The organism is Brevundimonas sp. FV1ye28, assembly GCF_058681135.1.
This window is the reverse complement of the sequence record NZ_CM178731.1, coordinates 2,082,699-2,095,779: the sequence shown is the minus strand read 5'-3', so window position 1 is coordinate 2,095,779 and position 13,081 is coordinate 2,082,699. Positions and strand designations below refer to the sequence as shown.

The window sequence follows — 13,081 nt, the reverse complement described above, 5'->3', positions numbered from 1 at the left end:
TAGATAGCGATGAACGCCCTGAAACGGAACGGGAACATCTGGCCCCGGAGCCTCTTTTGGGCTATCGAGGCGCTAAGGAGACGCCGGTGAACAAGCCTGTCGATCAACATGAATGGCTCCGCGCCATGGCCGAGAAGGTCGAGGCGGGCGGCCCTGTGACTCTTCCGGTCGAAGGCTATGGGGCCTTGACGATCTTGAGCGAGGCGCAGTTCCGGCTGCTTTCGGAACGCAAGCCAACTTTCAGGGAATGGCTGCTTACCGGGCCGAAGCTGGATGACGTCGAACTCGAGCGTGATCCTCGCCCGAGCAGAGACTTCTCTTTTTGAAATTCCTGCTCGACACCAACGCCGTCAGCGAAGCGATCAGATCGATGCCCGACGCGGGCTTCCTGACCTGGATAGGCGGCGACGATCTGGATCGCGATCTCGACGACGCGCTGCACATCAGCGTTCTGACGGTCGGCGAGCTGAGACGCGGTGTTCTGAAACTGACCGACGGGCGGCGACGTGATGGGTTTCGAGACTTCGTCGACCAGACGATAGCAGACTACGGTGCCCGCATTCTTCCAATCGACCTGCCGGTCATAGAGGCCTGGTCCATACTCGCCGAGCGGTATCGGTCCACGGGGATCAGTGTCGGCTTTGCTGACGAGCTGATCGCCGCTACGGCCTTGGTTCACGGCTTCACCTTGGTGACCAGAAACGTCCGCCATTTCGAGCACAGCGGGTGCCGGGTGCTCTCACCATGGTCAGCGCCGTGACTGCGAAACGAAAGGGCTGTCTCTGGCCCGGACTGGCGGTGGTTCTGGTCTTGGGCGCCGGTCTTGTATGGTTCTTCAACAGTGAGTTCATGGACATCGACAGCTGCCTCGATTCCGGCGGCCGATGGGGTGAAGACAATACCTGTGAATTCGAGGCGCCGACACGGTGAGCCTCCCGCCCCTGTTCGCCGACTGGTTCGCCTCGCGGGGCTGGGCGCCGCGTCGGCATCAGCTCGAGATGATCGCGGCGGCCGAGGCCGGGTCGCACGCCCTGCTGGTCGCGCCGACCGGGGGCGGCAAGACGCTGGCGGGGTTCCTGCCCAGCCTGATCGAACTGGCCGAGCGCGGGCCGAGGCCTGAGTTCGGACCCGGCAGCGGCATACACACCCTCTATGTCTCGCCGCTGAAGGCGCTGACGACCGACGTCGAGCGCAACCTTATGACGCCGATCCGCGAGATCGGGCTGAACATCCATGTCGAGAGCCGGACGGGAGATACCAAGCAGTCCAAGAAGCAGCGCCAGCGCGAGAACCCGCCCGACATCCTTCTGACCACGCCCGAACAGCTGGCCCTGTTCTGCGCCTGGGGCGGGGCGCGGGCCTATTTCGCCGACCTGAAATGCATCGTGCTGGACGAGGTCCACGCCATCTGGTCGGGCAAGCGGGGGGACCTGCTGAACCTGGGGCTGGCGCGGTTGCAGAGCTTTTCGCCCGGCTTACGGCGAGTGGCGCTGTCGGCGACGATTGATGATCCCAAGCTCATCGCGGAATGGCTCCAGCCTCACTTCCCTTCTCCCCTTGCGGGAGAAGGTGGCAGCCGAAGGCTGACGGATGAGGGGTCGTACGGGCCGTTGGAGTCAATCGAACCAACGCAGGATGTTGAAGGTCAGCGTGACCCCTCATCCGTCTCGCTGCGCGAGCCACCTTCTCCCGCAAGGGAAGAAGGGATCGTAATCGTAAAAGGCGACCCCGGCGCCGTTCCGATCATCGACGTGCTGGTGTCCGAAGGGCGTGTCCCCTGGGCCGGGCACACCGGCCAGCATGCGATCCCGGAGGTCTATGAGGCGATCAAGCGGTCGGGCCTGTCGCTGATCTTCGTCAACACCCGTTGGCAGTGCGAGTTCGTGTTCCAGCAGCTGTGGGCCATCAACGACGACAACCTGCCCATAGGCCTGCACCACGGATCGCTGGCGGCGGAGCAGCGGCGCAAGGTGGAGGCGGCGATGGCGCGGGGCGAGCTGCGGGCGGTGGTCTGCACCTCGACCCTGGATCTGGGCATCGACTGGGGCGACGTCGACCTGGTCATCCAGATGGCGGCGCCCAAGGGGTCGAGCCGCCTGGTGCAGCGGATCGGGCGAGCCAACCACCGGCTCGACGAACCGTCGCGCGCGCTGATGGTCCCTGCCAGCCGCTTCGAGATGCTGGAGTGTCAGGCGGCGCGCGAGGCCGTGGCCGACAACGCCTTCGACTGGGAGCCGCATCACATCGGCACCCTCGACACCCTGGCCCAGCACGTCATGGGCGTGGCCTGTTCGGAGCCCTTCGACCTCGACGCCCTGCATGCCGAGGTGACCTCCTGCGCCCCCTACCGCGGCCTGACCTATGAGGCGTTCGAGGAGGTGGTCGATTTCGTCGCCACCGGCGGATACGCGCTGCGCACCTACGACCGGTTCGCGCGGATCGTGCGGACGCCGGAGGGACAGTGGACCGTCCGCAATCAACTGATCGCCCAGCGTCACCGAATGAACGTCGGGGCCATCGTGGCGGCGGGGACGCTGAACGTGAAGGTCGCTTCGCGGCGTGGCGGAGCGTCGAAACAGCTGATCGGCGGACGCAAGGTCGGCGAGGCCGAGGAGTGGTATTTCGAACAGCTGACGCCCGGCGACACCTTCGTCTTCGCCGGCCAGGTCTGGGCGTTTCAGGGCATCAACGGCATGGACGCCCTGGTCACCCACGCCACCGACAAGGACCCCAAGATCCCGTCCTGGGGCGGGGCGCAGTTTCCGCTGGGGACGTCGCTGGCCGCGCGGGTGCGCGACATGATCCAGGACCGCGACCACTGGCGGGTCCTGCCCGTCGACGTGCAGGAGTGGCTAGAGCTTCAGGAGCAGCGCAGCCATATCCCGGACGCCGACAGCCTGCTGATCGAGACCTTCCCGCGCGGCAGCCGCCATTTCATGGTGGCCTATCCGTTCGAGGGGCGGCTGGCGCATTCGACCCTGTGCATGCTGCTGACGCGCAGGCTCGACCGGCTCGGCGTCGGTCCGCTGGGGTTCGTGGTCACCGACTATTCCTTCGCCATCTGGTCGATCAAGCCGATGGACGGACTGGACTGGGAGGCCCTGTTCCAGCCCGACATGCTGGGCGACGACCTTGAAGCGTGGCTGGAGGAGAGCTTCATGATGAAGCGGACCTTCCGCAATTGCGCCCTCGTTTCCGGCTTGATCGAGCGTCGACAGCCGGGCGCCGAGAAGACGGGGCGTCAGGTGACCTTTTCCACGGACCTGATCTACGACGTGCTTCGCCGCCACCAACCCGATCACCTGCTGCTGCGCACCGCGCGGTCCGACGCCGCGGCGGGGCTGCTCGACGTCGCGCGCCTGGGTCAGCTGCTGGCGCGGATCGCGGGACATATCAGGCACGCAGCCCTGGAGCGGGCCTCGCCCTTCTGCGTGCCGGTGCTGGTGATGATCGGGCGAGAGCGCGTGGGCGGCGACGCGGCCGAGATGATCCTGGACGCCTCGGCCCAGGAGCTGATCGACGAGGTCATGGAGGATGCGCCGCCCGAACTGATGGGCGCGGCATGAACGCGGCCCTGAAGGCGACCCTGACGCCGGCGCGGCGACCCTGCGGATCCCTGTCGGTGCGGGTTATGGGCGAGCTCTGCGTGCTGCGCTGTTCGGGGGCGCTGTGGTTGCCGACGCACGGGACCCTGGTGGCGGGCGATCTGCACCTGGAGAAGGGATCGGCCTTTGCCGCCCGCGGCCAGATGCTGCCGCCCTATGACAGCCGCGCGACGCTGGACAGGCTGGAGGCGGAGATCGCCGAGCTGAAGCCCGACCGCGTCGTCCTGCTCGGCGACAGCTTCCACGACACGAAATCCATCGGCCGGATGGCGACGGACGATCGGACGCGGCTGGACCGGCTGGCCTTCGGGCGCGACTGGGTCTGGCTGGAGGGCAACCATGACCGGGAGGCGCTTACAGAGGCCGACGCCGATGCGGTGTCGCGCCTGCCCGGCCGGATCGTCGGCGATATGCGGCTGGGCGCTCTCTACCTCACACACGAGCCGATGCCGCAGGCCGAGGCCGGCGAGGTCGCGGGCCACCTGCACCCCTGCGCCCGCGTCGTCGCCCATGCGCGGATGGTGCGCCGGCCCTGTTTCGTGACCGATGGACGGCGGCTGATCCTGCCGGCGTTCGGCGCCTTTACCGGGGGACTGAACGTGCTCGACACGGCCGTGGCCGGACTGTTCTCCACGCCGCCGATGGTCGCGGCGCTGGGCAAGGATCGGGTCCATGCCCTGGCGTGGGCGGGGTTGGTCTAGAGCCTCAGCATGACGGCGCCGAGGCTGACCGCCGCCCCCATTGTCGCGATGATCCGCAGGTTCCGGTACCAGACTGGTGAGGGGTCGAAGTCCCAGCAGAGCATGCCGATCAGGCCGAACATCAGGACCAGCAGCCGAAACTCGGCGGGCACGCCGGGCAGGAAGGTCAGCCAGGCCGCGACCGGCGGCAGATTGCTGAGGATCAGGGTGGCGGGACGAGGGTCGCCCTCTGCGAACGCCTTGCCCCATCGCGCGCCCGCGAGAAACGACAGGATGATCGCGCCATAGATGCTCAGAGGATCCACCCAACGACCGCCCTCGCTCGGGTTGATCACGATCAGGGCCGCGAGACCGACGAAGGGGATCAAGCCCGCGAGCGTCAGCGTCCACGCCGTCAGCCTGGTTCGATCCATCAGCTTCTCCTGAACACCCGGCTCGCCAGATACCCCATGCCGGCCGCCAGCAGGACGCACAGCAGGCCGTAGGTCCAGGGCCGCCGGTGGGCCAGTTCGTAGACGTCGCGCTCGAAGCCGACTTTCTCGACCGTCAGGGTCAGGTTCGACACCCCCGCCGGTTCGCCGTCGCGGAACAGCCAGACCTCGGCGTGATACTCGCCCGTCGGGGCGGTCGCGGGCAGTTCGACCTGGGCGCGGAACAGGCCTCGGTCGACGAAGGTGACGCCTTGCGGATCGGTGTCGTAGAGGGCCGCCGCCTCCTTCAGCCGGATCACGGCGCGGCGCCAGTCGAGATAGTCCTCGCCCAGACGCGAGATGACCACATCGCGCACGCCATAGCGGGTCACGGTGCGGCTTTCCTCGGGCGCATCGATGCGCAGGTGGTCGACGCCGACGCCCAGCCTGCGCAACTGACCGAAGCCCGCGATGTCCGACAGGGGCCGGGTCGAGGCGGTCATGTAGAAGCCGGGCGCCCCCTCGAACAGGACCGGACGGCTGTTCAGCCAGACGCCGAGGTTGCGGGTCTTCTTGACCAGACGGATCGGGGCGTCGGGGCCGCGCACGACCACGACGACATCGGTCGGGTCGTCGGTCGGATTGAAGACGGCCCCGTAGAGGACGATGTTCGCGCCGCGGAAGCTGGAATCCACCTGGACCCGTGCGTCGGTCAGGGCTGCGGCGACGCGCAGTTCGGCGGCCGTATCGACCGACTGTTCCGGCGCGGGGGCGACGACCGCGGGAGGCGGAATATCCTGGATCATCCGTCCGACACCCCGGGCGCCAGCAGGAAGATGTCGGAGGGCCGGACGAAGAGCTCCAGCCCCATCTGGATGCCGACGAACAGGATCAGCAGACCGAGCGCGGCCCGCAGGGTATCGGCCCGGAACTTGCCGGCATACCGGGCACCGAGCTGGGCGCCGACGACCCCGCCGATCAGCAGAAGCGTGGACAGGACGATGTCGACAGTCTGGTTGCGGCCCGCCTGCAGGATGGTGGTGATGGCGGTGGTGATGATGATCTGGAACAGGCTGGTGCCGACCACGACGCCCGCCTTCATCCGCAGCGCATAGAGCATGGCGGGAACCAGGATGAAGCCGCCGCCGACGCCCATGATGGCCGACAGCACGCCCGCGAAGACGCCGAGACCGAGCGGCGGAATGGCCGAGATGTAGAGGCCGGATTTCTGGAACCGCATCTTCCACGGCAGGCCATAGAGCCACAGCGGACGGCGGCGCTCCTTGTGCGGGGCGATCTCGCCGCGCCGCCGGCGCAGGATTTCGGTCAGGCTCTCGTAGAGCATCAGAAGACCGATGGCGCCGAGGAAGATCAGGTAGGACAGGGCCACCACCAGATCGGCCTGACCCAGCAGCCTCAGGTAACGGAACACCTCGACCCCGCCGATGGCGCCCAGCGCGCCGCCGACGGCCATGATGCCCCCCATCTTGAAGTCGACCGCGCCCTGGCCGGTGTAGCGGATCACGCCGGAGGTGGAGGAGGCGACGACATGGCTGGCCTGGCTGGCGACGGCCACGGTCGGAGGAATGCCGAGGAAGACCAGCACCGGCGCCATCAGGAAGCCGCCGCCGATGCCGAACAGTCCGGACACGAATCCGACCAGCGCGCCCAGCAGAACCAGGAACGGCCAGTTCACCGAAACCTCGGCGATCGGCAGATAGATCTCCAAAGGGCAGGCCTTCGGCTGAAACGGACAGGTTAGGCGCCGGAAGGCGAGCGAAGATGTCTTAGCGGCACGGCCGTTTCAGGGCCACCCGCAACAAGCTTTAGGCGAGCGGTTCGTCAGGCCAGAGGTTCCAGCGCGAAGGCCTCGGCCTGGGCGCGGGCGGTCTGACGGGCGGCGGCCGGGATGGTCGGCGCCAGCCGGTCGACGGCGGCCTGGGCCTGAGGGTCGCCGGCGCGGGCCGCGATCAGGTACCAGCGGTAGGCCTGGGTCGGATTGGGGGCGATGCCCTCGTCGCCGTTCTCGTAGATGCGGGCGACATTGTACTGGCTGTCGACCAGACCTCGGTCAGCGGCCTTTCTCAGCCAGTCGAGCGCTTCCGGCCGGTTGCGAGCGCCGCCGACGCCGTCGAACAGATACATGCCAAAGGCATGCATGCCGGCTGCGTCGCCGCCCTCGGCCGCACGCCGCGCCCATAGGCGGCTTTCCTCGAGGTCGGCGGTCACGCCCTGGTCGCCGGTCTGATAGAGCCCCGCCAGTTTCAGCTGCGCCTGCGGCTCGCCCAGATTGGCGGCGCGGGTCAGAGTCTCGACGCCGGCGGGATCGTTCCGGTCCAGTTGCTCCGTCGCCTGGGCGAACAGGGTCTGGGCCTCGGTGCTGTCGGCGGGAGAGGCGTCCAGCGGCGCATCGGCGGTCGACAGGGCCAGGGCGGCGATCGGGGTCGCCTCGGTCTCGGTCGGCGCGCCGCCGAAGAGCTGGTTCAGGTCGGTGACGTCATAGCCGGTCACGCGTCCAAGCGAGATCACGCCCGCGACGACGGCGACGCCGGTGACGGAGGCCAGGAGCGCCTTCTTGGCCGTGCCGTCGCGCGACGCCTGTTTGTCCAGACGTTCCTGCAGCCGCGACTTGCCGCCCTTCTTCAGGCCGCCCAGGCCGAAGCTGGAGCGCGGGGCGGGCTGTTCGGCGGCGGCCGGGGTGTTCATGGCCGCGCGGGCGGCGGAGATGGTGTCGCGGGTCGAGGCGGCGCGACCGGCGGCGGCGCCCCCGCCCAGGCCGGCGCGCATCCGGCGAGCGTCCACGAACTCGGTCTCGGCGGCGAAGTCGTCGTCACGGCCGTCGAAGGTGCGGGCCGACGAGAAGGCCTCGGCGACGGGCGCCGAGAAGACAGGCTGCTGGACCGGCTGCGGGTCGATCTCGGCGATGGCTTCCAGCGCATCGGACACGTCCGCGCCGCCGAAGCCGCCGAACGGTTGGGGCGCGGAGCCGAAGGGGGCGGGCTCGGCGGAGATATGGTCTAGCCCGCGCAGCGTGCTGGCCAGACTGGGCTCTATGCCGGTTTCCGGATCGGCCGGAGCCGGCGGGGGCACCGCGACGGACGGTGTCTCCGGGAAGGGCTCCAGGTCGTTGGACAGGGGGTCGGTCGACCAGCCGTCATCGGCCTGGGTGGCGGAAAAGTCCTCGTCCGGGAAGGCGGCGGAGCGCCAGTCGGGTTGGGCGAACTCGGCGGCCATTTCCGACGGCTGAGGCTTGGGCTCCGGCGCAGGCGGAGGCGTCGGATCGAACACCGGCGCGGGCATGGGCGCGACGGGAGCCGCCGCGCGCTGGTCCAAGGTCTCGCGCGCTTCGGCCAGCAGTTTGGCTGTGCGCTCCTCTGACAGGCGCATGCGCTCGGCCAGTTCGCCCGAGGCGCGGTCGTAGCGCTGTTCTATCCGTTCCGAGCCCTCGCCCAGGCGGCGGCCGATGTCTTCCAGGGCCTGGGCGGACTTGCGTTCCGACTGGGCGATGCGGTCGGCGAGGCGGTCCGAGATGCGGGTGATCTCGACGCCCAGCTTCTCGATGGCGATGGCGTGCTGGTCTTCGGCGCGGGTCAGGCGATGCTCGATCGCCTGGCCATAGCGGCCCATGTCGCGTTCGATCTTCTCCGAGATCGTCTGGTTCAGGCCGGCCTGCAGCGTCTCCAGACGGGCCTCGCCCATCTGCTCCACGCGACCGACGCGCGCATCCAGGTTCTGGGCGATGCGCAGGACCTCGCGGCCCATGGCGTCGATGCCCTGGGCGGAGCGCTGCTCGGACGAACGGGCCTGTTCGCCGAGCGAGGCGATGGTCGCCTCGATGCGGGCCATCCGGCCTTCGCTTTCGGCGGTGTCCAGCCGGCGCATCATCTCGGTGCGGTTGGCGTCGACCTGACGTGACAGGGTTTCGGCCAGCTTCTCGAAGCGGGCGGCTTCGCGCACGCCCTCCGGCTCGACGCGCGTCTCGGCGGCGCGCAGCCGCTGGTCGAGACCGGCGAAGGAGCGTTCCAGATTGCGCAGGGCCTCGGAGGTCTGGCTCTGGGCCGCATCCAGCCGTTGACCGACCCGGGCCAGGACGTCCGAACCCGCGCCCGGCGCGGCCTTCTCGACCGCCTCGATCCGCGACAACAGGGTCTGGCCGTGGGCGCGGTTGCGCTCTTCCAGGTCGTAGAGACGGCTGGTCAGGGCGGCGACGGCGGTGTCGGTCTTGCCCCAGGCATCGGCCTTCTCGACGCCGTCGAGACGCTGACGCACCTCGTTCAGGCCCGAGCGCTGACGCTCTTCGATGTCGTAGAGGCGACCGGCCAGCCCGCCCAGGGCCTGTTCGACCTTGCCGATGGTCTCGGTGGTCTTGGGACCGGCCTCCTGTTCGAACCGACGAAGGCGCTTGTGGCCCTCCTTCAGTTCGTCGGAGATGTCGTCGATGCGGCGTCCGTACTGACCGGCCTGCTGGTCCTGGGCCTCCATCTTGCGGACCAGACCGGCGACGGCCTGATCGACGCCCTGGATGGCGAGGGTCGAGCGACGCTCGGCGGCTTCGAGGCGGGCGGCGATGGCCTCTACCGAGGCGGCGACGCGTTGCAGGGTCTCGTCGTCACGGCCGAGGTCACGGGAAGGGGCAACGCGCCCCTCCATCTCATAGGCATCGTCCAGACGGCGAGAGCGACCGCGACGGTCGAACTGTTCGGCGGCATGCGGGCGGCGCGGCAGCGGGTAAACGCCGTCGTCCTCGTCGTCCATAATCATGGTGTTGAGCCACTCGCCCAGGGTCATGCCTGAACGACGCGCCAGATCCTTGGCCACCTCACGCGCTTTCGGGTCGATACCCTTTACGCTCCAAGGCGCAGCGGCTGCGCTCACTGATTCGGCTCCCGACCCATACGACGCACGGTATATCGCCCATATCCGGGGTGTAAACGTGTCGTTAACCCCAACATCTTGAAGGCTTGCCAATCAGCTGTGGATAGGCCCCATCAAGACTGATTTCATTGGCCCGACGTGGTTAACGACCCGTAAAGATTAAGCTCCGGGTAAGGGTTTGCTTGCGTGCGCGCGGCCTTGTCGCCACATCGCGCCGATGTCGATGTCGATGACGATGACCCTCTCGCTGCTCGCCGCCGCCCTGATCGTCGGCGGTTTCGCCGGCTGGCGCGGGGCGCGTCCCAGCGACTTCCTGAGGCCCCGCATGGTGCCCTGGCGGTTCATCATGCTTCTGGCCGGGGCCTTCGCCTTTCTGCTGATCATCCACGTCGGGACCCTGCTGGGCGTCACTCCGCGCGGAGGCTGACGGAACGGCGCGACGGCTGGGCGGTTGTTGCAGCCGACCCATCACGCAGGAGCCGACCATGGCCGACGAACATCTCTCCGCCGCCGACGCCGAAAAAGAATTCTGGAAACACCTGAAGGATTCCAACACCGGCATGCTGGGCATCGACGCGCCCGGCTATCATTCCCAGCCGATGACCGCCTATCGCGAGGAAGAGACCGGCACGATCTGGTTCTTCACGCGCGATGAGACGGATCTCGCCAAGGACATCGCCAAGGGCGAACAGAAGGGCATGTTCACCTACGGCTCCAAGGACCAGGAAGTCTGGGCCTGCTTCCACGGCTCGCTCTCCCTGCGTCGGGACCAGGCGGTCATCGACAAGCACTGGAACCCGATCCTCGCCGCCTGGTACCCGGACGGCAAGGACGACCCGCATCTGACGATCATCCGCTTCGACGCTGACGACGGCCGTGTCTGGCTGTCCAAGAAGGGCCCCGCCGGCTTCTTCTTCGAGATCGCCAAGGCCAACCTGACCAAGACCATGCCGAACGTCGGCGGCGTGGCGGACGTCAATCTGGCTTAGAGCTTGGAGCTTGGGGCTTAGGGCTTGGTGAGACGGTGCTGCTAAGCCCTGATCACTAAGCCCTACGACCTACTCTGAGAAACACCAGGCCAGCACGGCCTTCTGGGCGTGGATTCGGTTTTCCGCCTCGTCCCAGACCAGCGAGCGCGGGCCGTCGATCACTGCATCGGTGACCTCCTCGCCGCGGTGCGCGGGCAGGCAGTGCAGGAAGACGGCGTCCGGATCGGCCAGGTCCATCAGGGCCTCGTCGACGGTATAGCTCTCGAACGCGTGCAGGCGGTCCTCGTAGTCGCTGTCGCCCATCGACACCCAGGTGTCGGTGATGACCACGTCGGCGCCCTTGACCGCGTCGCGCGGGTCCGAGGTCAGGCTGACCGCGTTCCCGCCCTTGGCCAGGTCGTGAAGGTTCGGGTGATACTCCGCCGGGCAGGCGACATTCAGGTGGAAGCCCAGTTTCGGCGCCGCGTGCATGAAGCTGTGGCAGACATTGTTGCCGTCGCCGATCCAGGCCAGGGTCTTGCCGGCGATCGGCCCGCGCTGCTCCTCGATGGTCATGATGTCGGCGAGGATCTGACACGGGTGCGAGCGGTCGGTCAGGCCGTTGATGACCGGCACGGTCGCCACGCGGGCGAACCGCTCGACGTCCTCGTGGTCGTTGGCGCGGATCATCACGGCATCGACCATGCGCGACAGGACCTTGGCCGTATCCTCGACCGGCTCGCCGCGACCCAGCTGCATGTCGGAGGCGGTGGCGATGATCGAGGATCCGCCCAACTGGCGGATAGCCGCGTCGAAGCTGAAGCGGGTGCGGGTCGAGTTTTTCTCGAAGATCATCGCCAGGACGCGGTCCTTCGCCGGCGCATCGGCGTCGACCCCACCCTGGGGCCTGCCCTTGCGCGCGGCCTTGCGAGCATGGCCGTCGTCGAGGATGGCGCGCAGCTCGGCGGCTTCGAGGCGGTGGATGTCGAGGAAGTGTCTGACCATCTTAAAACCCGCTCATCCCCGCGAAAGCGGGGACCCAGTCCTTAAGTGAGGCATGGTGTCTGGGATGACCACCGCGCCGGATGTGAAAGCTCCGATCGCCCAAATCACTGGGTCCCCGCTTTCGCGGGGATGAGCGGAGAGAATGGTTACGCCGCCGTCGTCATCTTGCCGCGCGCGAACTCGCACGTCCGCTCGAGCCGCTCGACCGCCTCGCGGGCCTCGTCCAGCGTCAGGTTCAGGGGCGGCAGCATGCGCACGCAGTTGTCGCCGCCGCCCGCGATCAACAGATGCTGTTCGTCGCGCGCCCAGCCCATGAAGTCGCGGTTGTTCGGAACCAGCTTCAGACCGATCAGCAGACCCTTGCCGCGCACGTCCACGATCACGTCGGGGAAGCGCTCGGCCAGACCGTTGAGCTGCTGCTTCAGATAGGCGGCGATCTCGGACACATTGCCCAGAATCTCCGGCGTGTTGATCGCGCCGAAGGCGGCGTTGCCGACGGCCATGGCCAGCGGGTTGCCGCCGAAGGTCGAGCCGTGGGCGCCGACCGTCATCCCTTTGGCCGCCTCGGTCGTGGCCAGGCAGGCGCCGACGGGGAAGCCGCCGCCCAGAGCCTTGGCCACGGCCATGATGTCGGGCGCCATGCCCGCCCATTCGTGAGCCCACAGCTTGCCGGTCCGGCCCATGCCGCACTGAACCTCGTCGAAGATGATCAGCACGCCGTGTTCGTCGCACAGGTCCCGCAGGCTGCGCAGGCAGTGTTCGGGAATGGCCCGGCAACCGCCCTCGCCCTGCACCGGTTCGACGATGATGGCGGCGGTGGTCGGTTCGGCGATGGCGGCCTTGAGGGCGTCGTGGTCGCCCCACTTCAGCTGGTGGAAGCCCTGCATCTTGGGCCCGAAGCCCTCGGTGTAGCTGGGGTTGGCCGCCGCGTTGATCGCGCCGTAGGTCCGGCCGTGGAAGGCGCCGTCGAAACCGTAGATGTCGATCCGCTCCGGCTGGCCGTTGGCCGAGTGGAACTTCCGCGCCGTCTTAATGGCGCACTCGACGGCTTCCGTGCCCGAGTTGGTGAAGAAGACCACGTCGGCGAAGCTGGCTTCAGTCAGCTGGTCGGCCAGCGCGTCCTGACCGGGGATCTTGTAGATGTTGGAGACGTGCCACAGCTTTTCGGCCTGGGCCTTCACCGCCTCGACCAGCACCGGGTGGGCGTGACCCAGGCCGTTGGTCGAGATGCCCTGGACGCAGTCCAGATACTCGGTCCCGTCCACGCTCCACAGACGCGCGCCTCGCCCGCGATCCACTTCCAGCGGCGCGCGATTGTAGACACCCATCAAATGACCGGACACGGACGTACCTCCAAAAGAAACGAAGCCCCGGCGCGGGTGCGACGGGACTTTTCAGAAGCGGAGGTTGTCGGACGAGGGCGGGGGTGAGTCAACACCACTGCTTCCCTCTCCCGGCGGGAGAGGGCTTGAGCGTCCAAGAGCGTCAGCGATTGGAAACGCGAAAGGGTGAGGGGT

12 protein-coding genes are annotated in these 13,081 nt (G+C 67.7%); 6 read left to right on the top strand and 6 right to left on the bottom strand.

What is annotated here, in order from left to right:
• The first annotated feature begins 86 nt into the window (after window positions 1–86).
• From ACW171_RS10280 to pdeM, 4 genes are all read left to right on the top strand, one after another.
• Window positions 87–326, top strand: coding sequence for a hypothetical protein (locus ACW171_RS10280; protein ID WP_492093080.1), 240 nt, complete (start codon window positions 87–89; stop codon window positions 324–326).
• Window positions 323–760 carry a type II toxin-antitoxin system VapC family toxin gene (locus ACW171_RS10275; protein WP_492093079.1) on the top strand — a complete coding sequence of 146 codons (438 nt, stop codon included), beginning with the start codon at window positions 323–325 and terminating at the stop codon, window positions 758–760. Before ACW171_RS10280 ends, ACW171_RS10275 begins: the two co-directional genes overlap by 4 nt.
• A 238-nt stretch (window positions 761–998) precedes the next feature.
• Complete coding sequence (locus ACW171_RS10270) at window positions 999–3,566, top strand: ligase-associated DNA damage response DEXH box helicase (protein ID WP_492096617.1); 2,568 nt, start codon at window positions 999–1,001, stop codon at window positions 3,564–3,566.
• Window positions 3,563–4,306 (top strand): ligase-associated DNA damage response endonuclease PdeM, encoded by a 744-nt coding sequence (gene pdeM, locus ACW171_RS10265; protein WP_492093078.1) that lies wholly within the window; start codon window positions 3,563–3,565, stop codon window positions 4,304–4,306. The genes ACW171_RS10270 and pdeM overlap by 4 nt, the downstream gene beginning before the upstream one ends.
• Here the strand turns inward: pdeM and ACW171_RS10260 are convergent.
• The 4 genes from ACW171_RS10260 to ACW171_RS10245 all read right to left on the bottom strand — a co-directional run bounded on the left by ACW171_RS10260 (window position 4,303) and on the right by ACW171_RS10245 (window position 9,591).
• Complete coding sequence (locus ACW171_RS10260; RefSeq protein WP_492093077.1) at window positions 4,303–4,719, bottom strand: DUF3429 domain-containing protein; 417 nt, start codon at window positions 4,717–4,719, stop codon at window positions 4,303–4,305. The genes pdeM and ACW171_RS10260 overlap by 4 nt on opposite strands.
• Window positions 4,719–5,522 (bottom strand): TIGR02186 family protein, encoded by an 804-nt coding sequence (locus ACW171_RS10255; protein ID WP_492093076.1) that lies wholly within the window; start codon window positions 5,520–5,522, stop codon window positions 4,719–4,721. Before ACW171_RS10255 ends, ACW171_RS10260 begins: the two co-directional genes overlap by 1 nt.
• A complete protein-coding gene (locus ACW171_RS10250) occupies window positions 5,519–6,445 on the bottom strand; it encodes a sulfite exporter TauE/SafE family protein (protein WP_492093075.1) in 927 nt (308 codons plus the stop codon). Before ACW171_RS10250 ends, ACW171_RS10255 begins: the two co-directional genes overlap by 4 nt.
• A gap of 113 nt (window positions 6,446–6,558) precedes the next feature.
• Window positions 6,559–9,591: an SEL1-like repeat protein gene (locus ACW171_RS10245; RefSeq protein WP_492093074.1), complete on the bottom strand. Its 3,033-nt coding sequence runs from the start codon at window positions 9,589–9,591 to the stop codon at window positions 6,559–6,561.
• 229 nt (window positions 9,592–9,820) lie between these two features.
• Here ACW171_RS10245 and ACW171_RS10240 point away from each other — a divergent pair, with 229 nt between their 5' ends.
• Window positions 9,821–10,018: a hypothetical protein gene (locus ACW171_RS10240; protein WP_492093073.1), complete on the top strand. Its 198-nt coding sequence runs from the start codon at window positions 9,821–9,823 to the stop codon at window positions 10,016–10,018.
• A gap of 58 nt (window positions 10,019–10,076) precedes the next feature.
• Window positions 10,077–10,580 carry a pyridoxamine 5'-phosphate oxidase family protein gene (locus tag ACW171_RS10235; RefSeq protein ID WP_492093072.1) on the top strand — a complete coding sequence of 168 codons (504 nt, stop codon included), beginning with the start codon at window positions 10,077–10,079 and terminating at the stop codon, window positions 10,578–10,580.
• A 69-nt stretch (window positions 10,581–10,649) separates the two neighbouring features.
• Here ACW171_RS10235 and argF read toward each other — a convergent pair whose 3' ends face one another.
• Both argF and ACW171_RS10225 read right to left on the bottom strand, forming a co-directional pair.
• The gene (argF, locus tag ACW171_RS10230) at window positions 10,650–11,564 is read right to left on the bottom strand and encodes an ornithine carbamoyltransferase (protein ID WP_492093071.1); all 915 of its coding nucleotides are present in this window, start codon (window positions 11,562–11,564) and stop codon (window positions 10,650–10,652) included.
• A 146-nt stretch (window positions 11,565–11,710) separates the two neighbouring features.
• Entirely contained in the window at window positions 11,711–12,892 is a 1,182-nt protein-coding gene (locus ACW171_RS10225; RefSeq protein WP_492096616.1) for an aspartate aminotransferase family protein, read from the bottom strand.
• Window positions 12,893–13,081: the final 189 nt, after the last annotated feature.

Coding starts and splice junctions, on each gene's coding strand:
- ACW171_RS10235 (WP_492093072.1), top strand. CDS start 10,077: ATGGCCGACGAACATCTCTCCGCCGCCGACGCCGAAAAAGAATTCTGG.
- ACW171_RS10225 (WP_492096616.1), bottom strand. CDS start 12,892: ATGGGTGTCTACAATCGCGCGCCGCTGGAAGTGGATCGCGGGCGAGGC.
- argF (WP_492093071.1), bottom strand. CDS start 11,564: ATGGTCAGACACTTCCTCGACATCCACCGCCTCGAAGCCGCCGAGCTG.
- pdeM (WP_492093078.1), top strand. CDS start 3,563: ATGAACGCGGCCCTGAAGGCGACCCTGACGCCGGCGCGGCGACCCTGC.
- ACW171_RS10240 (WP_492093073.1), top strand. CDS start 9,821: ATGACGATGACCCTCTCGCTGCTCGCCGCCGCCCTGATCGTCGGCGGT.
- ACW171_RS10270 (WP_492096617.1), top strand. CDS start 999: ATGATCGCGGCGGCCGAGGCCGGGTCGCACGCCCTGCTGGTCGCGCCG.
- ACW171_RS10260 (WP_492093077.1), bottom strand. CDS start 4,719: ATGGATCGAACCAGGCTGACGGCGTGGACGCTGACGCTCGCGGGCTTG.
- ACW171_RS10255 (WP_492093076.1), bottom strand. CDS start 5,522: ATGATCCAGGATATTCCGCCTCCCGCGGTCGTCGCCCCCGCGCCGGAA.